Below are 25,004 nucleotides of genomic sequence, written 5' to 3'. Positions count from 1 at the left end.
CTTTTGCAGTGATGGACATCACGCTTTAGTAAATTTTAAGCATCGCAATGAGTTAGGTTAACGACCAAAGAAACCGCCGCCGCCCATGCCACCCATTCCGCCCATCATGCCTTGCATATTACGCATCATGCCTTTCATGCCCCCTTTCTGCATTTTTTTCATCATTTTCTGCATTTGGGTGAACTGTTTCAGTAAGCGGTTAACATCTTGTACTTGGGTGCCAGAACCTGTCGCGATACGTTTTTTACGTGAACCTTTTATCATGTCTGGGTGCTGACGCTCGTGCATGGTCATCGAACAGATGATCGCTTCCATCTGCTTGAACATCTTATCATCGACCTTATCTTTCACGTTGGCAGGTAGGTTTGCCATGCCAGGCAGTTTATCGAGCATGCCCATCATGCCGCCCATATTCTGCATTTGCCCGAGCTGTTCGCGGAAATCTTCTAAATCAAATCCTTTCTTTTCCTTGAATTTTTTAGCTAGGCGTTCTGCTTGCTCGTGATCAACATTACGTTGTAGATCTTCAATTAATGAGAGAACATCGCCCATTCCCAATATGCGTGATGCAATACGATCAGGATGGAAAGGCTCGAGCGCGTCAGTTTTTTCACCGACCCCTAAGAATTTAATCGGTTTACCGGTGATATGACGAACGGAAAGTGCGGCACCACCTCGAGCATCACCATCAACTTTGGTTAAGATAACCCCCGTTAACGGCAGCGCATCACCAAAGGCTTTTGCGGTGTTCGCGGCATCTTGCCCCGTCATGGCATCCACAACGAACAATGTTTCAATCGGATTAATCGCCGCATGCAGATCTTGGATCTCTGCCATCATCAGTTCATCAATAGCAAGACGGCCTGCTGTGTCGACAATCAGCACATCGAAGAATTTCTTCTTCGCATGGTCAATGGCCGCATTGGCGATATCAATCGGTTTTTGGTCGGCTGAAGAAGGAAAAAATTCAACGTCCAGATCGTTAGCTAGCGTTTCAAGCTGTTTTATCGCCGCTGGGCGATAAACGTCAGCCGAAACCACCAGTACTTTCTTTTTATCGCGTTCTTTAAGCAGCTTAGCAAGCTTACCAACACTGGTGGTTTTACCCGCGCCTTGTAAACCCGCCATTAAAATCACTGCTGGCGGCTGGGCGGCAAGGTTCAGCGCTTCGTTTGATTCGCCCATTACCGCTTCAAGCTGCGCTTGAACAATCTTGATGAACTCTTGTCCCGGTGTCAGCGATTTAGACACCTCAACACCCACTGCGCCCTCTTTAACGCGCGCGACAAAATCACGCACTACAGGCAGTGCAACGTCCGCTTCAAGCAGCGCCATGCGCACTTCGCGTAGGGTTTCTTTAATATTGTCTTCGGTGAGACGGCCTTTGCCGCTGATATTTTTCAGCGTCTTGGATAGTCGATCCGTTAAATTTTCAAACATCGTTGTCTCTTCGCTAGTTCGGCGATTAATTGGGGTCAGTATACCTTAGCCAATCTAATAGTCATACCCATTGACGCTTCGCGATAAGCGACTTAAACCCGTAAACGTAACATTGGGTCCCCAAAACAGGGGGGTCAAAAAGAGTTATCTCTGCGATTTATCGAATAAAAGCCTTCACCCTGTTAATTATTTGCACCATGACCTCAACTAAGGTGGGTATATGTCAAATCAATCGGTATCCAACGTAGCTCATTATCGTGATGCAAGGTATAATTCGCCAATTCAGCCACCATTTTGTAAGAAGTATGGAAAACTTAATCGCAATAGTCGCCACTATTTTGTATTTTTTATCCATAGCGACCATTATTCCAGGCTTAGTTAATCAAACTGGGATTCGTGCGCAGACAGTATTGTTCAGTTCAGCACTGGCGCTGGCTTTTCATGCGTGGTTACTGAGTGATTTAATCTTCAACGCTAATGGGCAAAACCTCAGTATGCTCAATGTGGCATCATTGATAAGCTTTATCATCTCACTGGTGATGAGCATTGCGATGTTAAAAACGCGATTGTGGTTTCTGTTGCCGGTGGTGTATAGCTTCGCCGCGATCAACGTCAGCGCCGCCTCATTTCTTCCCAGCATGTTCATGACTCACTTAGAAAACAATCCGCCACTGTTGTTGCATATTTCTCTAGCACTATTTTCGTATTCAACCCTTTCGATTGGCGCACTCTACGCTTTGCAATTGGCTTGGCTGGACTACAAGCTAAAGAAAAAGAAGATGCTAACCATCAACCCCAATTTGCCACCACTACTGATGGTAGAAAGGCAACTGTTTAAAATCATCTTGATAGGTAACGTATTACTTACTGGTACCTTGATTACTGGTTTTGATTTTGTCGGTGATATGTTTGCTCAAGGCAAAGCGCATAAAGGCATTTTGTCTTTCATTGCTTGGGTTGTCTATTCTGTATTGTTGTGGGGACATTACCGAAAAGGTTGGCGCGGTAGAAAAGTGACTTGGTTTGCTGTCGCTGGTGCAACCTTACTCACACTGGCCTACTTTGGTAGCCGTTTTGTAAAAGAAATCATTTTGAGCTAACTCAACACGTTTGATAGCGTATTGACACATTCATTTAATTAGATCATTACTTAATCACACTATTTATAAGGAAAAACCACGTTTTGGACGACATTTCAACGGGTATATTGTTTGCACTACTCGCGGGTCTCATCGTAATTTCGGCTTATTTTTCAGGTTCAGAAACCGGCATGATGTCTTTGAACCGCTACCGCTTAAAGCACTTGGCCAATACCGGCCACAAAGGTGCAAAGCGTGTTGAAAAACTGCTTGATCGTCCAGATCGCCTCATTGGTTTGATCCTCATTGGCAACAACCTAGTCAATATTTTAGCTTCTGCAATTGCCACTATTATTGGTATGCGCCTTTATGGGGATCTAGGAGTGGCCATTGCCACTGGTGCGCTGACGTTGGTCGTTCTGGTTTTTGCTGAAGTGACGCCAAAAACATTAGCAGCGCTTTACCCTGAACGCGTCTCTTACGCCAGCAGCATCTTACTGACCTTCTTAATGAAGATATTGTCACCATTGGTGATGTTCATTAACTTCATCACCAATGGTTTCATCCGCTTACTAGGCCTTAAGGCCAAGCATGGGGCGGAGGATCATCTAAGCTCTGAAGAGTTGAGAACCGTCGTCAACGAAGCGGGTGGTCTTATTCCTCGTCGCCACCAAGATATGCTGCTTTCCATTCTCGATCTCGAACATGTTACGGTGAACGACATCATGATCCCACGTAACGAAATTACTGGTATCAATATTAACGATGATTGGAAATCTATCGTGCGTCAGTTAACTCACTCGCCACACGGACGCGTGGTGCTTTACCGAGACAAAATTGATGAAGCGGTGGGCATATTGCGCCTTCGTGATGCTTCTCGTTTGATGTTGGAAAAAAAAGAGTTCAATAAAGAGATGATTTTACGTGCCGCTGATGAAGTCTACTTCATCCCGGAAGGCACACCGCTCAACGTACAATTACTTAAATTCCAACGCAACAAAGAGCGGATTGGCCTGATCGTTGATGAATACGGTGATATCAATGGCTTGATCACTGTTGAAGATATTCTCGAAGAGATTGTGGGGGAATTCACCACCTCGATGGCACCAAGCTTAGCCGATGAAATTACCCCACAAAGTGATGGCAGCTTCTTGATTGATGGCAGCGCAAATATCCGTGACATTAACAAAGGGCTGAAGTGGAAACTGCCAACAACGGGCCCAAGAACCTTAAACGGTTTACTTTTGGAGCACCTTGAAGATATTCCAAGTAGCCATTTAAGTGTCAAAGTCTCTGGCCATGCGATGGAGATTGTGGATGTAGAAGAAAACCGCATTAAGCAGGTTAAAGTCTTTCCACGCAAAACCAAAAAACATTAATCGCCAGTCACTGCATAAAAGAAAGAAAAAAAGCTTGGTCACTGCCAAGCTTTTTGTTTTTAAAGGGCCAGATCTGGCGATCTTTAATCCACTTTCAGCTCTTTGAGCATCGACTCAGGTAAAGCAAGCTCATCATTTTTATTCACCGCAATACCTGCTGTGATAATCGCTTGAGCAATCTCTTTAGCTTCTGTTAACGAGTGCATTGAGGCTGTACCACATTGGTATTCGTTTAGTTCAGGGATCTGATCTTGGCTCTCTACTTTTAGCACATCATGCATCGCCGCTAACCACGCTTGCGCCACTTGCGCTTCTGTTGGCGCGCCAATCAAACTCATGTAAAAACCTGTGCGGCAGCCCATAGGTGAGATGTCGATGATTTCTACATCATGACCATTTAAGTGCGCGCGCATAAAGCCAGCATATAAATGTTCTAAAGTGTGGATCCCTTTTTCTGAAAGAATATCTTTGTTTGGAGCAGTAAAACGGAGATCAAATACGGTGATTGTATCCCCTTTAGGCGTCTGCATATTTTTTGCCACACGTACCGCAGGCGCATGCATACGAGTGTGATCTACAGTAAAACTGTCGAGTAATGGCATTGCTTTCTCCTTATTTGGCAAAGAGCGATGCTCTGCCTATCAATGTTAGATTATGATCGAGAGATCATTTTAGGTACGAAAAATAGCTTTCAAGAAATTCTTCAAAACTTTGAGTATCGTGTTGTTCTATCTGTTGCTGAGCGGCTCGAGAACGCAGCACTTCCTCTTCCATCACAGACTCAGAATAAGTTTGATAGTGATGTGCCAGGTTGGCTTGTCGGTATTCGGCTCCTAATGCACAACCTACCTTACCGAGCCCGCCAAACTGTTTAGTCTGTTCAAGTAGTTGAGCGGAAAAGGTTAATTCTGGATTATCAATCCACGAGCTTAGTTTCTCGCATACGGCTTGGTATGCGTTGCCACCACAAGCGCTATCCATTACTTGCGCTATTTTGCGTAAGTCATCGAATACATTATGCGCCCACGCTTGCAGCGTCAGTTTCTCACCGCGACAGCCAATTTGTAACTCTAAACCTGGTTTACGACCTTCTAAAATCACTTTGTTCCAGTTATCTCGCCAACATGCCAGCTCACAATTGTCCATCGGATCTGAATCTGAAAGAGCTGTCCAAGTGAGGAACAGATCGAGAAAACGCACTTGATCTTCAGTAATACCAATCGGGCTAAACGGGTTTACGTCTAACGAACGCACTTCGATGTATTCGACTCCGCCTCTCTCTAACGCTTGTGACGGCTTTTCGTCATTTTTGGCCACACGCTTAGGACGGATCGGTGCATAGAGTTCGTTTTCTATCTGCAAAACATTGCTGTTGAGCTGACGATGTTCACCATCGACATACACGCCTAGTTCTGCAAACTCTTTTGATGGAGTGCGGATCGCCTGATTCAACCCTTCTAGATATTGATCCAAGCTATTAAAACCAATTTGCAAGCCACTTTGCGCGCTATTGGTATAACCTAAATCACTGAGACGCAACGAGGTAGAATGAGGCAAATAAAGCGTTTTACCAATATTTTCAAATGGCAGATGGCTTTCACGTCCGCGCACAAACGATGAACATAACGCAGGTGATGCGCCAAAGAAATAGGGAATAAGCCAGCCAAAACGGTAGTAATTACGAATCACACCAAAATAGGCTTCCGATTTTGTCTCAGTACGCTGGGATTCAGTTTGCTCGCCATGCAAGGCATCCCAAAATGATTCTGGAAATGAAAAATTGAAATGCACGCCAGAAATGATCTGCATTAAGCTGCCGTAACGACGCTTTAAGCCTTCTCGATAAAGGGTTTTCATTTTACCCGTATTCGATGAACCATATTGCGCCAGTTCGATATCATCTTCGCTGCCAACATAACAAGGCATAGAAAGCGGCCACATCTTTTCGTCACCCAATTTGGTTTGAGCAAAATGGTGAATATCCGCCAGTTGTGAGAGTAAAGTCGGCACGTCATGAGAGACTGGTGTAATAAATTCAAGCAATGACTCCGCAAAATCAGTGGTGATCCAACGGTTGGTTAATGCGCTGCCGAGTGCTTCTGGATGAGGAGTCAGAGCTAACGAGCCTTCTGGGGTATAGCGTAACGTTTCACGCTCAACGCCTCGGCCAAACTGCTTAAACACTTCTGATTTTTTAGTGACTTGTTCAAGTCGTGCGGCAAAATTAGTCAAAATAATGATTCGCTTATAGGTGAATGATCCGAATGAAAGCGGCTCTAACTCAGCAAGAGAGTAGAATGGAGGCAAACAATCTGCCCCCTATAAATGTGTACTCTAGCGGATGATTTCAAGCTCTTCTACGGGAATATCTAATTTTTCAAGTTGTGGCTTCAACGTTTTCGCATCACCCACCACGATAATTTGATACTCTTGTGGTGCAAACCATTTAGCGGCGAGTTTATTGAGCGTTGATTTTTTTACGTTTTCTACCAGTTCATTTCGTTGCTGTAGGTAATCTTCATCCAAACTATAGGTCAAAATATTACTAAGCAACTGCGCTTTTTGTGATGGTGTTTCATACGTCAGTGCATCTTGTTGGCCGACAGCAAGGCGCATAAATTTTAGCTCTTGGTCGGTTAAGCCACTTTGACTGAATGTTGCCATCTCTTTTTCTATTTCAACGATTGAAGCTACAGTGGCATCAGCACGCACTTGAGCATTGAAAACGATAGCGCCCACTTCTCGATTGCTCGCGAAATAACTCCCAGCGCCATAGGTGTAGCCTTTATCTTCACGCAAATTCTGATTAATGCGGCTGTTAAAGTTACCCGCTAAATTGAAGTTAGCCAGTTGGCTGAGAAAAAGCTCGCCAGTGGCATCGAAAGGCAACCCTTTTCGCACAAAACGGACGATGCTCTGCGGCGCATCAGGCTTATCAACCAGATATATCTTCCGCTCTGTCAGTGGGTTCACTACTTGGGGACGTAACAAAGGAGAAGCTTCACCGCGCCACTGCCCTAAAAAGGTTAACTGTTTAGCGACCTCTTTTTTGGAAATATCGCCAACGACAACGATTTGCGTACCATGTGGCGTGTAATGTTTCGCATAAAAGCGTTTTACATCTTCTAATGTTAAATCGTTTAGTGATTGCTCAGTGCCTTCACTTGAACGCGCAAAAATAGAGTTGCCAAACAGTACTTGACGAGTAGCTTGTGAAGCAAGCCATCCTGGTGTTTGATGCTGATAAACCAACCCTTCCAGCATCTGCTGCTTCAGCCGTGTAAAATCACTCTCTTTGAAAGCAGGATGAAATAAAACTTCTTCAACCACATCCAATGTTGCTGCAACATTCTTCTTCAAACTAGAGACCATAATACTGGTCGAATACTCATTGGCAGTAACACTGATAGTCGAACCTAACGTGTCGAGTTGAGCTTGAATCGCTTCTACTGAGCGTCGAGTTGAGCCTTCTTCAAGTAGCGCCGCGGTTAAATTAGCTAACCCTTCTTTGCCACGCGCGGCATGTCGCTCTCCTGCTGGTAAATTGATATTAATTAGCACGGTCGGCGTTTCGCTGGTTTGTGTGGCTAATAACTCAATACCGTTATCAAAATAGAGTTCATACAGTGTCGGCATTTGTGCTTTCACACCTTTTGCCACAGAAGGCATGATTGAGCGATCAAATTGATCTTCAACCTGGCGATAAGCCAATTGATCTTCGGTTATCGTTTGATGCTCAGGTAGCACTCTTTTAGGGGGTACGAAATTAGCTTTTTGAACGGCAAGATCGGCTTTATGTTTAGGCACAACACTTAAGGTAACCTTATGTTGATGAGCAATGAAGCGCTGATAAGCCTGTTGAATTGACTCTGGGGTGACCGCATGAATCTGAGCTAATTGCTGCTCTAGGCGATCAGGCTGCCCATAAAACGTTTCGTTGGACGCAAGCTGCGTCACTTTTCCAGATACGCTTTGCAGCGCAAAGACCGCATTCGCTTCCGCCATACCGGTAATTTGATCAAGTCGACTCTGATCTACCCCTTGCTGCTCAAACTGACTGAGCGTTTGCATTAACTCTCGATACAAAGGAGCAAGCTGAGCCTTTTCACCCGAAGGGGCCATAGCATAAACATAGAAGGTACAAGCCAATTCGGCGCAATCTTGGAATGCACCCGCATTGACGGCTTTTTGAGTTTTGACCAACGCTTGGTAGAGATAACTATTGGTACCGCTGCCTAACACTTTGGCAAGCGCATCTAACGAGGCTTGACTTTGAGCACCGCGATATTCTGTCGGCCAGCCCACCACAACCATGGGTTGCTGAATGCGATCTTCCAAGGTAATGAAACGATCTTGCGCCAACTGGGCCGGCTGTTTAGGTGCGTTATCAACGGCTGGGCCTGCCAGTATGGTGCCAAAATATTGATTAACCCATTCAAGTGTTTGCTGAACATCAATATCACCACCAATGGTCAGCACTGCATTATTCGGCCCATACCAACGTAAGAAAAACGCTTTAAGATCGTTGACGTCCACTCGGTCAAGATCTTCGACATAACCAATAGTTTGCCATGAATAAGGGTGTCCTTCGGCATACATCGCCTCCGCCATTTTTTCCCACATCAAGCCATAGGGGCGGTTGTCGTAGTTTTGTGCGCGTTCGTTTTTTACTGTGTCACGTTGGATCTCAAATTTACGTTGAGAAACCGCGTTGAGCAAAAATCCCATCCGATCAGATTCGAGCCACAACACTTTTTCTAGCTGATTTGAAGGCACGGTTTGGTAATAATTAGTACGGTCACGGTTAGTACTCCCATTCATGGTTCCTCCCGCTTCGGTGATCAAACGAAAATGTTCTTGATCGCCAACGTGCTCCGTTCCTTGAAACATCATGTGTTCAAAGAAATGAGCAAACCCTGATTTTCCAACCTCTTCACGTGCCGAACCCACATGATAAGTGACATCGACATGCACTAAAGGATCTGAGTGATCCGGTGAGAGCACGACAGTAAGGCCATTATCGAGCTGATATTTTGCATAAGGGATCATCACTTTTCCCGGTTGAGCATCCACTTGCTCAATCAGCGTAACCCCTTTCGGTAATGATGAAAAAAAAGCGATAGGTGCGACCGTTGATGAACAGCCGTAAATGGCAATAAGAGAAAGGGCACCTAGCCAAATTTTTCTCATAACAGCTCCTTAGAAAAAACCATAGAATACAGCGGCAAGCATGATGTAACGCAGTGCTTTGCCGATCAAAATCATGACAAAAGTAGGTAAAAATTTCATGCGTAGCCAACCTGCGGCCAAACAAAGCACATCGCCCACCACAGGTAACCAACTAAATAAGAGAGCCCAATAACCATATTTATTGAGCCAAGCTAACGCTTTATGACCGTGCTTTTCGCTTTCAGTTCGATTAGGCAACCAGATACCGAGCCAATAGTTGGTCAGACCGCCGAGGGTATTGCCAGCGCTTGCAACGGCGATAACCCAAAATACGGGAAATTGATTCAGGCTTAATGTGGCGAATAAACTCGCTTCTGAGCTTCCCGGTAATAAGGTAGCACTGAGAAAACCACTAAAAAAAAGCACCCACAGAGCAGAGCCAGCAAACCAATACGAGAGCGGTTCCAAATAGGTGCTAAAAATGTCTAACATTTCATATCAAGAAGAACTTTGCCTCGAGTATGGCCTGTTTCAATCTGTTGATGAGCCGCAGCCACTTCCGCCATCGGATAAACAGCTTGAATTTCCGTTTTCAATAAGCCAACGCTGACCATATAAAGCATGGTATCAAGCTGTTCAGGATTAGGATCAACTAACATGCCTGTGGCTTCAAAACCAAGTAATTTTGCTTTTTCACAAATAAGCTCAGCACTTAGAGTCGGAACAGTAACGACACGCGCATGATCTTTCAAGCATTTCAAAGCGTCGAGAGCCGCATCACCACCGACTAAATCAATCAGCACATCCACTTCTTCTAAACGCTGTGAAGCAGGAGCAAAATTGTAATTAATCGCATGAGCACCAAGAGTCGCTAAATAATCCAAATTTTGTTCGCTGCACGTGGTATACACTTCGGCTTTTGCTGCTAAAGCAATTTGTACCGCTAAGTGCCCGACACCACCAGCGCCCGCGAGGATCAATACGCGATCCCCCTCTTTCACTTGCGCTTTATTTAGGGCTTGCGCCGCCGTTTGCCCTGCCAGTGGCAGCACAGCTGCGGCTTCTAAGGTCACAGCATCAGGAACAAGGCTGAGTTCGCTTTCTGCCACACACAGATATTGGCTGTAGCCGCCACCACGCAACGGAAACCCAACAAAGCCCGCCACATTATCTCCAATTTGAAAGCGGCGATTATCTTCCCCCACCTCAACAACTTGTCCAGAAATATCGTAACCTGGCACCCATGGCAGCTTATCTTTGTTTTGCGCTGCAGCCCACCCCAGACCCGCCCGAGTTTTTACATCAATAGGGTTTACACCAGCAAAAGCCACTTTCACTAACACTTCGCCAGCCTTAGGTTGAGGAACGTCACTGGTTTGAATAACGAGCACCTCTGGTCCACCAAACTCAGTAATTGCGATCTGTTTATTATCCATGTCAAACTTCCCTATTGATAAAAAGAAAGGGATGCCTCAGCATCCCTTTGAATATATACCATTTTATTGCTTCTAGTTAATCTTTAGCTCGCAAAATAACCATCGGCTCGTCTAGGCTTAGCCAACAAGAGCAAGCAAAACGCCTGCTGCAACAGCAGAGCCCAGCACACCTGCTACATTTGGCCCCATGGCGTGCATCAGTAAGAAGTTCTGTGGATTAGCTTCAAGCCCCACTTTGTTCACTACTCGCGCCGCCATCGGTACCGCAGACACACCAGCAGCGCCAATAAGAGGGTTAATATCCTCTTTCGAGAATTTATTAAGCACTTTCGCCATCAACACACCACCAGCCGTACCAATACTGAAAGCAATAGCACCGAGCGCCAAAATACCTAATGTTTCCAAGTTCAAAAACTTATCAGCCTGCAGTTTAGAACCAACGCCTAAGCCTAAGAAGATAGTAACGATGTTGATCAGTTCATTTTGCGCTGTCTTGGATAGACGCTCAACCACACCCGATTCACGCATTAAATTACCTAGACAGAACATACCCACTAATGGCGTTGCTGACGGTAAAAATAGAATCGTCATCAATAGCACCGCCAAAGGAAACAGTATTTTTTCTGTCTTCCCAACGTGGCGTAGCTGAGCCATTTTGATTTTTCGCTCTTCAGGTGTTGTAAGTGCCTTCATAATCGGTGGCTGAATGATAGGAACTAATGCCATATAGCTATAAGCCGCCACAGCGATTGCACCTAATAAATCCGGCGATAATTTACTGGCAAGGAAAATAGCGGTTGGGCCATCGGCTCCACCAATGATGGCGATGGACGCAGCATCGGCCATGGTAAATTCCATACCCGGTACATAGTTGAGTAATATCGCACCAAACAGGGTGGCGAAAATACCAAACTGAGCGGCCGCACCTAACCATAACGTTTTAGGGTTTGCAATCAACGCCCCGAAATCGGTCATCGCGCCCACGCCCATAAAAATCAGCAGTGGAAAAACGCCCGTCTCAATACCAACATGATAAACGTAATAAAGCAGACCGCCGGGTTCGGTAAAACCCGCATTCGGAATATTCGCTAAAATCGCACCAAAGCCGATCGGCAATAACAGCAGTGGCTCAAAGCCTTTGCGAATAGCCAAAAACAGCAGTAAACAACCGACCAAAATCATGCAGATTTGGCCTAACTGAAAATTAGCGATCCCTGTTTCAGACCATAAGGTCAGTAATCCGTCCATGGTTCTCCCTTACGCTAAGCTCAGCAATGGTGCACCAACAGTCACAGCATCACCCTCTTTGACATGAAGATCTTGAACAATACCGCCACGTGCCGCACGGATCTCGGTTTCCATCTTCATCGCTTCCAGAATCACTAACACATCCCCTTCTAACACCTCAGAACCAGCTTGAACATTCACTTTAAAAATGTTGCCAGCGAGTGGTGAAGGAACGGCTTCTGCATTGTTACTTGCTGGCACGCTTGGTGACTGTGCTGCTTGAGACTGGCTGGCAGAAATCGAGCTAAGCTGGCCTTGAGGCCCCACTTCAACCGTGTAAATTTGCCCATCCACTTTAACACTGTAGGTTTCAATACCACCTTTTGTCACAACGGTAGCAGGTGTAGGTTTGGCTGACTCCAAGGTTGGCGCAGGCTCAAATGCATCCGGATTGTGACGATTTTTCAAGAACTTCAAACCGACTTGTGGGAACAATGCGTAAGTCAGAACATCATCCACCGTATCTGTAGCTAATGAAATTCCCTCTGCTTTTGCCTTTTCAAGCAATTCAGTGGTCAACACGGCCATTTCTGCATCCAACAAATCGGCTGGACGGCAAGTGATCGGCGTAAGATTACCCAACACCTTGGCTTGCAACTCAGCATTCACTGGCGCAGGCGTTGCACCGTATTCACCTTTTAATACCCCTGCAGTTTCTTTCGTGATGCTCTTATAGCGCTCGCCAGTAAGGACGTTGATCACCGCTTGTGTTCCCACGATTTGAGATGTTGGAGTCACAAGGGGAATGAAACCTAAATCTTTTCGCACACGAGGGATCTCTTCAAGAACCTCATCAAGGCGATCGGCCGCTCCTTGTTCTTTTAGTTGACCTTCCATATTAGTCAACATACCACCAGGAACCTGCGCAATAAGAATACGAGAATCGACACCTTTTAACTGCCCTTCCCATTTAGCGTATTTCTTACGCACTTCACGAAAATAAGTGGCAATCGGTTCAAGCTGTGTCAGGCTCAGACCCGTATCACGCTCGGTTCCTTCAAGCATAGCGACCACTGTTTCGGTTGGTGTGTGCCCGTAAGTTTGGCTCATTGACGAGATAGCGGTATCCAAAATATCGATACCAGCTTCTACCGCTTTAACGGCTGTTGCCGCTGAAAGACCAGTCGTTGCATGGCTGTGCAGCGCTAAAGGTACGGCACAAGAGGATTTAATACGGGTGATCAGATCTTCAGCTTCATACGGCTTGAGCAACCCAGACATATCTTTAATACACAAAGAGTGGCAGCCGAGATCTTCCAACCGCTTGGCAAGATCAACCCAAGTATCTGAATTATGAACAGGGCTAGTAGTGTACGACAGTGTACCCTGCGCGTGTGCGCCAACATCAATTGTCGCTTTAACCGCTTTTTCAAAATTGCGAACATCATTCATCGCATCAAAAATACGGAAAACATCCATACCATTCGCGTGAGCTCGTTCGACAAACTTTTCAACAACATCGTCAGCATAGTGGCGATAGCCTAGTAAATTCTGGCCGCGTAGCAACATTTGCATTGGGGTATTGGGCATCGCTTGCTTAAGCGAACGTAAACGCTCCCATGGATCTTCACCGAGAAAACGGATACAAGCATCAAACGTTGCTCCTCCCCAAGTTTCCAGTGACCAATAACCGATCTTATCGAGCTCTGCTGCAATAGGCAGCATGTCTTCGATACGCATGCGCGTGGCAAATAGTGACTGATGGGCATCACGAAGGACCACATCCGTAATAGCTAGTGGTTTAGACATGCTCATAAACTCCTTTTCATCCTTTCTATGCTATTTAGCTAATGCGCGGTGCTGATGCACTGCTGCAGAAATTGCCGCCACAATTTGCGGGCTCACAGCTGAAGGGTTTGGTTGAACTTTTCGATGTGGAATCGGCGCTGCGATCGGTTGTGGTACTTCTTCCGGTACCAAGGTTGACATTAACCGAACGAGATAAACGAGAATAGTTAGAAAAATAAAGACTACAGCCATCCCCGTAATCATAAGGGTGGCGGCGTCAACTAATAGGCTTCCAATAGTAGTCATGTTGCTTCCTTTCTGTGTCATCCTGACAACAATTGCTACGCATTTTTACAAATGCGATCTTGGCAAGTGGACTAGGATTATCTCGATTGGTTAATAATTGTCAATTTTGTTTAAGGGACTCTTGTAGATAACACACAAAATCGGCGAACAATTACTCACACAAATCACAAAACTCTGAATTTTCTCTATTAAGAAGGGCATTTAACTAGCCAATACGGCTACGTTAATCAAAAAATGATGCAGATACTGAGAGGGAGTTAAAACATTGCAGATTAACAAGATAAAACAAATAGTTGCCATTTTCAATTTAACAAAATAGCAACAAAAAACCAACATAAAAAAGCCCCGCAAAATGCGAGGCTTCTTAATAAATGGCGCGCTCAGGAGGATTCGAACCTCCGACCGCCTGGTTCGTAGCCAGGTACTCTATCCAGCTGAGCTATGAGCGCGCAAAGCTTTGATATTAATCAGCGATAATCGCTAACAGTATCAGGATCAATGACCCTTTGAATAAGTGGCGCGTCCTGGAGGATTCGAACCTCCGACCGCCTGGTTCGTAGCCAGGTACTCTATCCAGCTGAGCTAAGGACGCGCAGAGTTAATGACAGTATCACTAACTTTAAATAAGTGGCGCGCTCAGGAGGATTCGAACCTCCGACCGCCTGGTTCGTAGCCAGGTACTCTATCCAGCTGAGCTATGAGCGCGCAAAGTTTTGATATTAATCAGCGATGATCGTTAACAATATCAGGGTCAATGACCCTTTGAATAAGTGGCGCGTCCTGGAGGATTCGAACCTCCGACCGCCTGGTTCGTAGCCAGGTACTCTATCCAGCTGAGCTAAGGACGCGCAGAGTTAATGACAGTATCACTAACTTTAAATAAGTGGCGCGCTCAGGAGGATTCGAACCTCCGACCGCCTGGTTCGTAGCCAGGTACTCTATCCAGCTGAGCTATGAGCGCGCAAGATGTGAATTACATCACAAAAATTTTATTTCTGAACAAAAAAATTGACTCATGGTCAATAAATGGCGGTGAGGGAGGGATTCGAACCCTCGATACGGCTATAAACCGTATACTCCCTTAGCAGGGGAGCGCCTTCGGCCTCTCGGCCACCTCACCGCATTTTCACATTCAATCTTACGAAAGAATATGGCGCGTCCTGGAGGATTCGAACCTCCGACCGCCTGGTTCGTAGCCAGGTACTCTATCCAGCTGAGCTAAGGACGCACATTGTTCTTTATTTGGATGCTAAACCAAATAAGCAAGAATGGCGGTGAGGGAGGGATTCGAACCCTCGATACGGCTATAAACCGTATACTCCCTTAGCAGGGGAGCGCCTTCGGCCTCTCGGCCACCTCACCGTCTTGCGGAGGCACATATTACTTTTTACCAAAAATATGTCAAACACTTTCTTGGTAAAAGCGACAAAAATCAAATCAACCGTTGGCTATTTAATCAAAGCGCTGTGAAATTAAACTTTTCTGTCATATCAGTGACTTCAAAGCATAAAAAAGGCCAGCAAAATTCGCTAGCCTTCCTTGTGATAATTAGTAGTTGCTAGGTGCAACACTACCATTACCTTTTTCAGCTTGAATGCGCATGTAGATTTCTTCACGGTGGACAGAAACCTCTTTCGGTGCATTCACACCGATACGCACTTGGTTACCTTTTACACCAAGAACTGTTACTGTCACTTCATCACCGATCATTAGTGTTTCGCCAACACGGCGAGTCAAAATTAGCATTCTTTGCTCCTTGAGTAATCTCTGTATTATATTGCAACTGCGCTATTATCCACTAAAAGTTATATTTTCGTAAACTATCTATTAGTGCGCTCTCACCCTAAAGAGACATGTTTTAGGTGAAAAGCTAATAGCTCATCTGACGTTATATAGGCCTCATGTAAAATATTGGCTGCCTTATCAACATGTTGTGGCTGCATAACTAGCATTAACGATTGTTTATCAACCGAAAGGGAACTCACTTCGATCCCTTGTTCTGCAAGTAATTCACATGAGCGTTCAACTAATTCCTGAGCTAGTAAACCTACCGTGGTCAATAAACTAACGGGTTCACTATTACGGATTTTGTCATTGAAAACCAGAGCTAATTTAGCACAAGCGTCTCGTTTTATAATGACACCTGTCCATTCTGCCTCTTCGATCACACTCCACACTTCCACACCGAGCATTTGGCACTGCTTGGCTAAACTCGGGAAATGATCATGTTGCACAGTAATAAGCGCCATGTCGCGTTGAATCGCAATGCCACATACTGCTTTATGACACTGCTCACCTTTGATTAGACTGCCTGCGTTTACATCAAAAGTAGACAATACGCGTAAAGGAACTTCATTTTCCCACGCATATTGCACACAAGGTAAATGCAGAACTTTAGCGCCTTTACGTGCCATTTCTTCCATTGACGGGAAATCAACGATCTCTAATTTTTGAGCTGTTGCAACCACACGTGGATCACATGTGTAAACGCCATCCACATCAGTGAATATTTGACACTCATCGGCTTTAAGAGCTCCCGCTAGCGTCACAGCGCTAGTGTCAGAACCTCCACGTCCTAAAGTGGTGATATCCCCATTCTCATTCACACCCTGAAAACCCGCTACCACCACAATATGATCTTGTGCCAGCAACTCGGTAATCGTTCGAGTATCAATCATTTTAATCGTCGCGTCATTGTGTTGATTATCGGTCACAATGTTCGCTTGAGCTCCGGTTAGTGAGCGAGCTGAATAGCCTAATTTATTGAGTGTCATCGCTAATAGCGCCATAGACACTTGCTCACCAGCAGAGAGCAAAACATCAAGTTCCCTTGCAGTTGGTACACTATCGATTTGTTGTGCTAAGCCCAACAGTCGATTGGTTTCTCCTGACATTGCAGAAACAACTACAACAACTTGATTACCATCATTCTTCGCCTTAATGATGTGTTCAGCGACGGTATGGATTCGTTCTATTGAACCCACCGAGGTTCCGCCAAACTTTTGCACGATAAGGGGCTTTTTCACCTATCTTCACCTTCCCAAGACCAAAGTCTCATTAGGACCAAATCGAAAGCAGAGCACTATGTTGAGTATCGATTCAGTAGTTACAAAAACAAAACCAAGCAGATAACTGGCTCGTATCCTATTGCGCCAATTAGACCACTTGGTTTGGTAAATAAAATTACGCCCAATCAAAAAACAGTGATTGAGCGTGACTTATTACAACGGTTTATAGATGCTCAGCAATCCAAGCATCTACGGAAGCTAAAGCGCTAGGCAAGGCATTAACATCCGTACCTCCCGCTTGAGCCATATCCGGACGACCGCCACCTTTACCACCTACTTGCAAGGCAACCATATTTACCAGCTCCCCTGCTTTAACTTTGGCGGTAAGATCTTTGGTCACACCCGCAATCAAACCCACTTTATCATCAGCCACATTACCCAGCATGATAATGCCACTGCCTAACTGATTTTTTAGCTCATCAACCATACCACGCAGCGCTTTGTTATCGGCGCCATTAAGTTGAGCAACTAGTACTTTCACACCCGCAATTTCTTTTACATTGCTGATCAGATTGGCACTTTCTTTCGCTGCAAGCTTATCTTTTAACTGCTGCAACTCTTTTTCCAAAGATTTCGCTTTAGCCGCCATTTCAGCCACTTTGACTTCATATTGAGCCTGCTGTTGATCCAATAGATCCAGCGCGCCTTCACCCGTCACCGCTTCAATACGACGAATGCCAGCAGCAATACCGCCTTCAGAAACTATTTTGAATAGGCCGATGTCACCGGTGTTACTTGCGTGAATACCACCACACAGTTCGGTTGAGAAATCACCCATCGACAATACACGAACTTCATCGTCGTATTTTTCACCAAACAGTGCCATAGCACCTTTGGCTTTTGCCGCTTCGATGTCCATAATATTGGTTTCAATCGTGTGGTTACGGCGAATTTGCGCGTTCACTAGACGTTCCACTTCTTTTAGCTCTACGGGCGTCATTGCTTCTAAATGAGAGAAGTCAAAACGCAAGCTTTCCGCTTTTACCAATGAGCCTTTTTGCGCCACGTGCGTACCTAATACTTGGCGAAGTGCAGCATGCAACAAATGTGTGGCGGAGTGGTTCAGTGAAATTGCAGCGCGGCGCTTAGCATCAACAATGGCTTTCGCTTCATCGCCTTTGGCGAGTACGCCCTCGATGAGTTCACCGTGATGAGCAATGGCGTTGCCGAGTTTTTGTGTATCTTCAACTTTAAACAAGCCCGTGGCCGTTTGAATAACACCTGCATCACCACATTGACCACCGGATTCAGCGTAGAAAGGTGTTTCACCCAAGATCAAAATCGCTTTATCACCCGCAGATAGAGTGTCAACTTCATTGCCGTCAACAAACATAGCGGCAATGCGGCTCTCGCCTTGTGTCGCGCTGTAGCCACAGAAAGCGGTATTGGTATCAACTTTAATGATTGCATTGTAGTCAGTGCCAAATTGGCCCGCTTCACGCGCTCGTTGACGCTGCTCTTCCATCGCTTTTTCGAAACCTTGTTCGTCAATGGTCAGCTCACGTTCACGGGCAACATCATTAGTTAAATCAGCCGGAAAACCGTAGGTATCGTAAAGTTTAAAGACAGTTTCACCATCCAGTACGCTACCCTCTAAATTATCGAGTGCATCATTGAGGATCGCCATACCGCGTTCAAGAGTGCGACCGAAGTTCTCTTCTTCAATGCGCAGCACTTTTTCTACAAGCGCTTGCTGCTTTTTCAGTTCTTCACCAGCCGTTCCCATCACTTGTGCTAATGGGCCAACCAGTTTGTGGAAGAAGGCACCTTGTGCGCCCAATTTATTACCATGACGCACCGCTCGACGAATAATCCGACGCAGTACATAGCCACGGCCTTCATTCGATGGCATCACACCATCCACAATCAAGAAAGCACAAGAACGGATGTGATCAGCAACAACGCGTAGCGATTGATTGGAAAGATCGTCATAACCCGTTACATCAGCGGCGGCTTTAATCAAGGCTTGAAACACATCAATTTCATAGTTTGAGTGAACACCCTGCATGATCGCAGAAATACGTTCAATACCCATACCGGTATCAACGGAAGGTTTTGGAAGTGGCTCCATCGTGCCATCGGCATGACGGTTAAACTGCATGAAGACGTTGTTCCAAATTTCAATGAAACGATCGCCATCTTCCTCTGCCGAACCTGGAGGACCACCCCAGATATGATCGCCATGATCATAGAAAATTTCAGTACAAGGACCACACGGACCCGTATCACCCATTTGCCAGAAGTTGTCTGACTCATAAGCTTTACCACCCGGTTTATCGCCAATGCGAATAATGCGCTCAGCCGGAATGCCTACTTTTTTATTCCAGATATCAAATGCTTCATCATCGGTTTCATACACGGTAACCAGTAGACGATCAGCGGGCAACTTGAGTGTTACAGTAAGAAACTCCCACGCGTATGCAATAGCGTCTTCTTTGAAGTAATCACCAAAGCTGAAGTTACCCAACATTTCAAAAAAGGTATGGTGACGAGCGGTAAAACCAACGTTTTCCAGATCGTTATGCTTACCACCAGCTCGCACACAACGTTGCGCCGTTGTTGCACGTGTATAAGCACGCTTTTCTAAACCAAGAAAACAATCTTTAAATTGGTTCATTCCTGCATTTGTGAACAACAGGGTTGGGTCATTAGCGGGGACTAATGATGAACTATCAACAATTTGGTGTCCTTTACTTTCAAAGAACGAGAGGAACGCGCGGCGAACCTCATCAGTGCTCATAAACATGCAGCTCTTCCTGAAATACTCAAGTTAGAATTTTGCGTTATTGTAAAGCATGGACAAGAGTTCGACTAGTTTTCTTATAGAAAAGGCATGGCAGGAAATAAATTGCAGATCAGACGAAGAGTTAAGCTTCCGATGATGATAAAGCGTAGCTAATTTGCTCGAAGCTAAAGCCTCGATACTGCAAAAAACGCACTTGTTTGGCATGTTCTTTTGAACCTTTTTCCGCAGGTTCTCTGAATTTTTTTTCAGCCACTGCTTTTGCCAATTCAAACCAATCTTGAGGCTCTTGATATAAAGCGGTTTCAATATCATCGCTACTGACTCTTTTTTGGCTCAGCTCTTGTCGAATACGCCGCTCACCATGACCTTTAGTGACATGTTGTCTTATTTGACTTGCGGCATAGCGCAGTTCATCCAAATAATGGTTCTCAAGGCAGTAACTCATTGTTTGAACGATAATTTCCGAATCATACCCTTTACTCATGAGCTTTTGCTGTAGCTCATGCTCGCTGTGATCTCGTCGGCTCAGTAATTGCAATGCGCACTCTTTGCACGATAACGTCGATTTGAATTTAGAGGAATACATACTGTCCCTATTAGTCATGGATAAAACAAAGCCCTGCATTGCAGGGCTTTGTTGAAATATAAACGTGGAGAATATTACAACTCTTCTTCTTGAGGCATTTCGCTCAAAATAGGTTCTTCAACAATTAACTCGGCTGGATTGAGCAGCATTTCACGTAACTTAGTATCAAGAGCCATAGCTGCAGCTGGATTCTCTCTCAAGAATTTACAGGCGTTTGCTTTACCTTGACCAATTTTATCACCGTTATAGCTATACCAAGCACCCGCTTTCTCAACCAATTTATGTTTCACGCCAAGATCAACCAATTCACCTTCACGGTTAAAACCTTGTCCGTAAAGAATTTGAGTATCCGCTTGTTTAAAGGGAGCCGCGATTTTGTTCTTAACCACTTTAATACGCGTTTCGTTACCCACGACTTCGTCACCCTCTTTAATAGAGCCTGTACGACGAATATCTAAACGAACTGAAGCGTAGAATTTAAGGGCATTACCACCTGTTGTGGTTTCAGGGTTACCAAACATCACACCAATTTTCATACGGATCTGGTTAATGAAGATGCACATGCAGTTGGACTGTTTTAGGTTACCCGTTAACTTACGCATCGCTTGAGAAAGCATACGTGCTTGCAAGCCCATGTGGCTATCGCCCATTTCACCTTCAATTTCAGCTTTTGGTGTCAGTGCAGCCACAGAGTCAATGACGATAACATCAATGGCACCAGAACGGGCCAAGGCATCACAAATTTCAAGCGCTTGTTCACCCGTATCAGGTTGTGAAACCAACAGCTCATCGATGTTTACACCCAGTTTTTTAGCATAAATTGGGTCAAGGGCATGTTCTGCATCGATAAAAGCACAGGTTTTACCCACTCGTTGTGCTGCTGCGATCAATTCCAGCGTTAACGTTGTTTTTCCTGATGATTCAGGGCCGTAGACTTCAACGATACGTCCCATTGGTAAACCGCCAGCACCCAATGCAATATCCAAAGAAAGTGAACCGGTAGAAATGGTTTCAACATCCATTGTACGGTTGTCACCAAGGCGCATGATCGAACCTTTACCAAATTGCTTTTCAATTTGACCCAGTGCTGCGGCTAGCGCCTTCTGCTTATTTTCGTCCATTACTTTCTCCAAACTGTCGCTGTGGGTAGCGGCTCGTTAAATTTTTTATCGACTCTTTAGTCGCCAATTGGGGTTAATTATACTGTTGATTCATACAGTGTCTATAGCTGTGTCGAAAAAATTTCGACTAGGTTCAATTTGGCTGCGATAAAAAGTGACTCACCACTTGTAATGCATGAGTAATCGCCTGCTTGCGCACCTGTGCGCGATCGCCTTTAAAACAAAGCGTCTCAGCACGTTCCCAGCCCTGCTTAGAAGCCCATGCAAAGCACACGGTTCCCACTGGTTTTTCTGCGCTACCGCCGTCAGGACCAGCAATACCACTGATCGCTACACCAATAGTGGCTTGGGAATGCAAAAGTGCTCCTTGTACCATTTCACGCACCACGGGTTCGGAAACCGCGCCAAAATCCACCAGTGTCTGTGCTTTGACACCGAGCATCTCTTGTTTAGCGAGATTACTGTAGGTCACAAATGATCGTTCAAACCAAGCCGAACTTCCTGCAACCTCGGTAAGTGCAAATGCCACACCACCGCCAGTGCATGATTCAGCACTGGTGAGGATCTCTTTTTGTGCTAACAATTGCTGACCTAATTGTTCACTTAATGCAAAAATCGCTTTCATTACGCCCTCTCCAAAGCCACGTTATCTTGCTTGAACCTTTATAGCAGATTGAATCTCCAGAAAACAGAATGGGCACGCAAGCGTGCCCATTCTGAATCGTTCGTCCGTTGTATTTAGATCTCAAACATTAAACTATCTGCGTCTAAGAATGGCCAACGAATGGTGTGCGGAGTGCTGCTCTCCCCACCAAAAAAGTAGCCCACTTGTGGTGTAGCAAAGGTTTTGTCGCCTCGTGTGAGCGGTTGTTCACTCAATGCTCTATGGGTTAATTTTGCTTCCCATAATTGCTCACTCTCCCAGCCGACTGGCGCGAGTTCCACTCGCACTTCCGCGCCAACAGGATTGACAGAGACCACTTCAAAAGGCAATGAAGCTTGGCTATTTTGTTTGTTCGATAGGCTCAACTCATGGCTGCGCACATACAACTTTCCTGATTGATTAATCGCGTGATCTTTCGGCGGTAAGATAAACGATTGGCCATTGACCCACTGCTCGTTATTCCAGTTGGCTTGGAATACATTCACATTGCCAAAAAAGTCAAAGACGAAGCGACTGTTCGGTTGAGCATAAAGCTGCACTGGCGAGTCGATCTGTTCGATGCGGCCATTGCTCATCACGACCACGCGATCAGAGAGCTCAAGTGCTTCATCTTGATCGTGGGTGACAAATACGCTCGTAAAACCGAGCTCTTCATGCAAGCTGCGCAACCAGCGGCGCAATTCTTTACGCACTTTGGCATCCAGTGCGCCAAAAGGCTCATCCAGCAGTAGCACTTCCGGCTTTGTTGCAAGGGCGCGAGCCAAGGCGATGCGCTGCTTTTGCCCGCCGGACAGTTGTTCAGGATAGCGCTCAGCTAAATGGCCAAGTTGTACAATATCCAATAGCTGTTTGACTCTTTTGGTGATCTCCGCCGCCGCTGGTCTATGACGGCGATCCATCACTTGCAAACCAAACGCGACATTGTCGGCCACCGTCATATGACGAAAAAGTGCGTAGTTTTGGAACACAAAGCCAACTCGGCGCTCGCGGACGTGGACATGAGTCACATCGCGATCTCTAAAATGAATGGTTCCACTATCAGCACCTTCAAGGCCGGCAATAATGCGCAACAAAGTGGTTTTGCCTGAGCCTGAAGGACCAAGTAAGCCAATCATCTCGCCATCATCAATCTGTAACGAGAGCGGAGAGAGCGCTTGAAATTGACCAAATTGTTTGGAAATGTTGTCTAAACGTATACTCATACCGTCTCTTGCTCTCTGTTCGTTTTTGTCTGATTGTTGTGTTGACGCCATTCAACATAAGCTTTAAAAACTAAGGTTAATAATGCAATGAAAGCCAATAGTGAGGCGCTAGCAAACGCCGCTTCCGATTGATAATCTTCATACAGTAGCTGCACATGTAGCGGTAAGGTATTGGTTTCACCACGAATATTGCCAGACACAACCGCTACTGCGCCAAATTCACCAATGGCACGCGCATTGGTTAGGATGACACCGTAAATCAGTGCCCATTTAATATTCGGTAAGGTGACGCGACGAAACAGTTGCCACCAAGATGCACCCAAAATAACCGCTGCCTCTTCATCCGAGCGGCCTTGCTGCTGCATCAGCGGGATCAGCTCACGCGCGACAAACGGGCAAGTCACAAAAACCGTGACCAATAAAATTCCCGGCCAAGCAAACATCACTTGCAGATCGCGCTCAAACAACCACTCGCCTAACCAGCCGCTGCTGCCGTAAAGCAGTAAATACAGAAGGCCTGCAACAACCGGTGATACGGCAAACGGAATATCAATTAAAGTGGTTAATATTTTTCTACCCGGAAATTCAAAACGAGTCACTGCCCAAGCTAATAACACGCCGAACACTAAGTTAATTGGCACCGTGAGTAGCGCAACTAGCAGTGTTAAACCAATGGCATGACGCGTATCGGGTTCAATTAAATGACTAATATAAGTCGATAAACCACTGGCAAAGGCTTGTTTGAAAATGCTCACTAGCGGGATAATCAGCAACAATGCAACCCAAAACAGCGCAAAGCTAATCAAACTCCACTTCACCCAAGGTGCTTCACCGACTCGTAACGGTTGATGTGCTTTCATCATCGGTTCCTTAACGTCCATGAATTCGACGCAGGTATGCGCCCTGCCATAGATTGATCAGTAGTAGCAGCGATAACGATGCCATCAATACTACCGAGGCAATGGCACTCGCCGCCGGAAAATCAAATTCTTGTAAGCGTACAAAAATCATTAATGAGGTAATTTCACTGACATAAGGCATATTGCCCGCAATGAAAATCACTGCACCAAACTCGCCCAAGCTACGCGTAAATGAGAGTGCGATACCAACCAATAGTGCTGGACGAATCGAAGGCATGATCACTTTCCAAAATACGGCGCTGTCTGATGCGCCTAACGTCATTCCCGCTTCTTCCTCTTCTTTGGATATCTCTTCCAAGACGGGTTGTACCGTGCGCACCACAAACGGAATACTGGTAAACGCCATCGCGACAACAATCCCCAAGGGGGTATAAGCCACTTTAATTCCAAGCTCGCCAAGTACGCTGCCCACCCAGCCATTGGATGAGTAAAGCGTCGCCAACGTGATGCCTGCAACGGCGGTAGGCAAAGCAAACGGTAAATCGACTAAAGCATCAAGAATACGTTTGCCATAAAAATCATAACGAACCAGCACCCAAGCGAGCAATAATCCTAGCAAGCCATTAAACAATGAGGCGATGAGTGCCGCGCCCACCGTTACTTTGTAACTGGCCAGTACACGAGGGTCCGCCACCACCTGCCAATACTCGGTGAGCGACATTTGGCTCGTCTGCATAATCAAACCACTGGCGGGCAATAGCAGCACTAAGCTGACAAAAAACAGCGAAGTACCGAGGCTAATACCAAATCCGGGTAGCACCCTTTTATGGCGTGGGCGAGATAAAGAAGCGGTGAAGGAATGGCTCATAAACCCTCGAAAAAAAACGGATGCGTAAGAAAACCACCCACACTCAGCGCAGGTGGCGATGACGA

At 45.7% G+C, this 25,004-nt stretch carries 20 protein-coding genes and 8 tRNA genes; 2 read left to right on the top strand and 26 right to left on the bottom strand.

Annotated features, from left to right (window positions below; genetic code table 11):
* Positions 1 to 57 precede the first annotated feature (57 nt).
* Entirely contained in the window at positions 58 to 1,440 is a 1,383-nt protein-coding gene (gene ffh / locus AACQ79_RS16370; RefSeq protein WP_019281904.1) for a signal recognition particle protein, read from the bottom strand.
* Between the two features lie 305 nt (positions 1,441 to 1,745).
* Between ffh and AACQ79_RS16365 the strand changes: the two genes are divergently transcribed.
* Both AACQ79_RS16365 and AACQ79_RS16360 read left to right on the top strand, forming a co-directional pair.
* Positions 1,746 to 2,540 (top strand): cytochrome C assembly family protein, encoded by a 795-nt coding sequence (locus AACQ79_RS16365; RefSeq protein ID WP_026027563.1) that lies wholly within the window; start codon positions 1,746 to 1,748, stop codon positions 2,538 to 2,540.
* Positions 2,541 to 2,623: 83 nt separating this feature from the next.
* Positions 2,624 to 3,898, top strand: a complete 1,275-nt coding sequence (locus AACQ79_RS16360) for an HlyC/CorC family transporter (RefSeq protein ID WP_017046996.1) — start codon at positions 2,624 to 2,626, stop codon at positions 3,896 to 3,898.
* 83 nt (positions 3,899 to 3,981) lie between these two features.
* Here the strand turns inward: AACQ79_RS16360 and luxS are convergent, their stop codons facing one another.
* The 25 genes from luxS to cysT all read right to left on the bottom strand — a co-directional run bounded on the left by luxS (position 3,982) and on the right by cysT (position 24,939).
* The gene (luxS, locus tag AACQ79_RS16355) at positions 3,982 to 4,500 is read right to left on the bottom strand and encodes an S-ribosylhomocysteine lyase (RefSeq protein WP_010319518.1); all 519 of its coding nucleotides are present in this window, start codon (positions 4,498 to 4,500) and stop codon (positions 3,982 to 3,984) included.
* Between the two features lie 64 nt (positions 4,501 to 4,564).
* Positions 4,565 to 6,130, bottom strand: a complete 1,566-nt coding sequence (gene gshA, locus AACQ79_RS16350; RefSeq protein ID WP_170899406.1) for a glutamate--cysteine ligase — start codon at positions 6,128 to 6,130, stop codon at positions 4,565 to 4,567.
* Positions 6,131 to 6,232: 102 nt separating this feature from the next.
* Positions 6,233 to 9,088, bottom strand: a complete 2,856-nt coding sequence (locus AACQ79_RS16345; RefSeq protein WP_170899397.1) for a M16 family metallopeptidase — start codon at positions 9,086 to 9,088, stop codon at positions 6,233 to 6,235.
* A gap of 9 nt (positions 9,089 to 9,097) precedes the next feature.
* Positions 9,098 to 9,559: a YqaA family protein gene (locus AACQ79_RS16340; protein ID WP_170899396.1), complete on the bottom strand. Its 462-nt coding sequence runs from the start codon at positions 9,557 to 9,559 to the stop codon at positions 9,098 to 9,100.
* Entirely contained in the window at positions 9,553 to 10,503 is a 951-nt protein-coding gene (locus AACQ79_RS16335; RefSeq protein ID WP_017045772.1) for an NADP-dependent oxidoreductase, read from the bottom strand. Before AACQ79_RS16335 ends, AACQ79_RS16340 begins: the two co-directional genes overlap by 7 nt.
* A gap of 117 nt (positions 10,504 to 10,620) precedes the next feature.
* Positions 10,621 to 11,751: a sodium ion-translocating decarboxylase subunit beta gene (locus tag AACQ79_RS16330; RefSeq protein ID WP_013857700.1), complete on the bottom strand. Its 1,131-nt coding sequence runs from the start codon at positions 11,749 to 11,751 to the stop codon at positions 10,621 to 10,623.
* A 9-nt stretch (positions 11,752 to 11,760) separates the two neighbouring features.
* Positions 11,761 to 13,539 (bottom strand): sodium-extruding oxaloacetate decarboxylase subunit alpha, encoded by a 1,779-nt coding sequence (gene oadA / locus AACQ79_RS16325; RefSeq protein ID WP_088720877.1) that lies wholly within the window; start codon positions 13,537 to 13,539, stop codon positions 11,761 to 11,763.
* 30 nt (positions 13,540 to 13,569) lie between these two features.
* Positions 13,570 to 13,824 carry an oxaloacetate decarboxylase subunit gamma gene (locus AACQ79_RS16320; RefSeq protein WP_026027802.1) on the bottom strand — a complete coding sequence of 85 codons (255 nt, stop codon included), beginning with the start codon at positions 13,822 to 13,824 and terminating at the stop codon, positions 13,570 to 13,572.
* A 372-nt stretch (positions 13,825 to 14,196) separates the two neighbouring features.
* Positions 14,197 to 14,273 (bottom strand) — tRNA-Arg (locus tag AACQ79_RS16315).
* 66 nt (positions 14,274 to 14,339) lie between these two features.
* Positions 14,340 to 14,416, bottom strand: a tRNA-Arg gene (locus AACQ79_RS16310).
* 36 nt (positions 14,417 to 14,452) lie between these two features.
* A tRNA-Arg gene (locus AACQ79_RS16305) sits at positions 14,453 to 14,529 on the bottom strand.
* A 66-nt stretch (positions 14,530 to 14,595) separates the two neighbouring features.
* Positions 14,596 to 14,672: transfer RNA gene (locus AACQ79_RS16300), tRNA-Arg, on the bottom strand.
* Positions 14,673 to 14,708: 36 nt separating this feature from the next.
* Positions 14,709 to 14,785 (bottom strand) — tRNA-Arg (locus AACQ79_RS16295).
* Positions 14,786 to 14,851: 66 nt separating this feature from the next.
* Positions 14,852 to 14,944 (bottom strand) — tRNA-Ser (locus tag AACQ79_RS16290).
* A gap of 31 nt (positions 14,945 to 14,975) precedes the next feature.
* Positions 14,976 to 15,052: transfer RNA gene (locus AACQ79_RS16285), tRNA-Arg, on the bottom strand.
* A gap of 41 nt (positions 15,053 to 15,093) precedes the next feature.
* Positions 15,094 to 15,186 (bottom strand) — tRNA-Ser (locus AACQ79_RS16280).
* Between the two features lie 186 nt (positions 15,187 to 15,372).
* Positions 15,373 to 15,570, bottom strand: coding sequence for a carbon storage regulator CsrA (csrA, locus tag AACQ79_RS16275; protein ID WP_010320440.1), 198 nt, complete (start codon positions 15,568 to 15,570; stop codon positions 15,373 to 15,375).
* 92 nt (positions 15,571 to 15,662) lie between these two features.
* A complete protein-coding gene (locus AACQ79_RS16270) occupies positions 15,663 to 16,850 on the bottom strand; it encodes an aspartate kinase (RefSeq protein WP_013857703.1) in 1,188 nt (395 codons plus the stop codon).
* A 205-nt stretch (positions 16,851 to 17,055) separates the two neighbouring features.
* Positions 17,056 to 19,638: an alanine--tRNA ligase gene (gene alaS / locus AACQ79_RS16265; RefSeq protein ID WP_094131719.1), complete on the bottom strand. Its 2,583-nt coding sequence runs from the start codon at positions 19,636 to 19,638 to the stop codon at positions 17,056 to 17,058.
* Positions 19,639 to 19,759: 121 nt separating this feature from the next.
* Positions 19,760 to 20,263, bottom strand: a complete 504-nt coding sequence (recX, locus tag AACQ79_RS16260) for a recombination regulator RecX (protein WP_081989676.1) — start codon at positions 20,261 to 20,263, stop codon at positions 19,760 to 19,762.
* A 35-nt stretch (positions 20,264 to 20,298) separates the two neighbouring features.
* Entirely contained in the window at positions 20,299 to 21,345 is a 1,047-nt protein-coding gene (gene recA / locus AACQ79_RS16255; RefSeq protein WP_010320444.1) for a recombinase RecA, read from the bottom strand.
* Positions 21,346 to 21,478: 133 nt separating this feature from the next.
* Positions 21,479 to 21,970, bottom strand: coding sequence for a nicotinamide-nucleotide amidase (gene pncC, locus AACQ79_RS16250; protein ID WP_013857707.1), 492 nt, complete (start codon positions 21,968 to 21,970; stop codon positions 21,479 to 21,481).
* 113 nt (positions 21,971 to 22,083) lie between these two features.
* Positions 22,084 to 23,211: a sulfate/molybdate ABC transporter ATP-binding protein gene (locus AACQ79_RS16245; protein ID WP_017043744.1), complete on the bottom strand. Its 1,128-nt coding sequence runs from the start codon at positions 23,209 to 23,211 to the stop codon at positions 22,084 to 22,086.
* The gene (cysW, locus tag AACQ79_RS16240) at positions 23,208 to 24,071 is read right to left on the bottom strand and encodes a sulfate ABC transporter permease subunit CysW (protein WP_017047535.1); all 864 of its coding nucleotides are present in this window, start codon (positions 24,069 to 24,071) and stop codon (positions 23,208 to 23,210) included. The genes AACQ79_RS16245 and cysW overlap by 4 nt, the downstream gene beginning before the upstream one ends.
* Positions 24,072 to 24,081: 10 nt before the next feature.
* Positions 24,082 to 24,939, bottom strand: a complete 858-nt coding sequence (cysT, locus tag AACQ79_RS16235; protein WP_017046719.1) for a sulfate/thiosulfate ABC transporter permease CysT — start codon at positions 24,937 to 24,939, stop codon at positions 24,082 to 24,084.
* Between the last annotated feature and the right edge of the window lie 65 nt (positions 24,940 to 25,004).

Origin of the sequence: Vibrio sp. 3-2(1), from assembly GCF_963887575.1 — a bacterium.
GTDB classification, from domain to species: Bacteria; Pseudomonadota; Gammaproteobacteria; order Enterobacterales; family Vibrionaceae; genus Vibrio; species Vibrio anguillarum.
This window is presented reverse-complemented; position numbering and strand designations above follow the sequence as displayed.

Bases quoted from the DNA above. Each gene is read 5' to 3' on its own strand.
- ffh (WP_019281904.1), bottom strand. From the start codon at position 1,440: ATGTTTGAAAATTTAACGGATCGACTATCCAAGACGCTGAAAAATATC.
- AACQ79_RS16365 (WP_026027563.1), top strand. From the start codon at position 1,746: ATGGAAAACTTAATCGCAATAGTCGCCACTATTTTGTATTTTTTATCC.
- luxS (WP_010319518.1), bottom strand. From the start codon at position 4,500: ATGCCATTACTCGACAGTTTTACTGTAGATCACACTCGTATGCATGCG.
- AACQ79_RS16345 (WP_170899397.1), bottom strand. From the start codon at position 9,088: ATGAGAAAAATTTGGCTAGGTGCCCTTTCTCTTATTGCCATTTACGGC.
- AACQ79_RS16340 (WP_170899396.1), bottom strand. From the start codon at position 9,559: ATGTTAGACATTTTTAGCACCTATTTGGAACCGCTCTCGTATTGGTTT.
- AACQ79_RS16335 (WP_017045772.1), bottom strand. From the start codon at position 10,503: ATGGATAATAAACAGATCGCAATTACTGAGTTTGGTGGACCAGAGGTG.
- AACQ79_RS16330 (WP_013857700.1), bottom strand. From the start codon at position 11,751: ATGGACGGATTACTGACCTTATGGTCTGAAACAGGGATCGCTAATTTT.
- oadA (WP_088720877.1), bottom strand. From the start codon at position 13,539: ATGTCTAAACCACTAGCTATTACGGATGTGGTCCTTCGTGATGCCCAT.
- AACQ79_RS16320 (WP_026027802.1), bottom strand. From the start codon at position 13,824: ATGACTACTATTGGAAGCCTATTAGTTGACGCCGCCACCCTTATGATT.
- csrA (WP_010320440.1), bottom strand. From the start codon at position 15,570: ATGCTAATTTTGACTCGCCGTGTTGGCGAAACACTAATGATCGGTGAT.
- alaS (WP_094131719.1), bottom strand. From the start codon at position 19,638: ATGTTTATGAGCACTGATGAGGTTCGCCGCGCGTTCCTCTCGTTCTTT.
- recX (WP_081989676.1), bottom strand. From the start codon at position 20,263: ATGCAGGGCTTTGTTTTATCCATGACTAATAGGGACAGTATGTATTCC.
- recA (WP_010320444.1), bottom strand. From the start codon at position 21,345: ATGGACGAAAATAAGCAGAAGGCGCTAGCCGCAGCACTGGGTCAAATT.
- pncC (WP_013857707.1), bottom strand. From the start codon at position 21,970: ATGAAAGCGATTTTTGCATTAAGTGAACAATTAGGTCAGCAATTGTTA.
- AACQ79_RS16245 (WP_017043744.1), bottom strand. From the start codon at position 23,211: ATGAGTATACGTTTAGACAACATTTCCAAACAATTTGGTCAATTTCAA.
- cysW (WP_017047535.1), bottom strand. From the start codon at position 24,071: ATGAAAGCACATCAACCGTTACGAGTCGGTGAAGCACCTTGGGTGAAG.
- cysT (WP_017046719.1), bottom strand. From the start codon at position 24,939: ATGAGCCATTCCTTCACCGCTTCTTTATCTCGCCCACGCCATAAAAGG.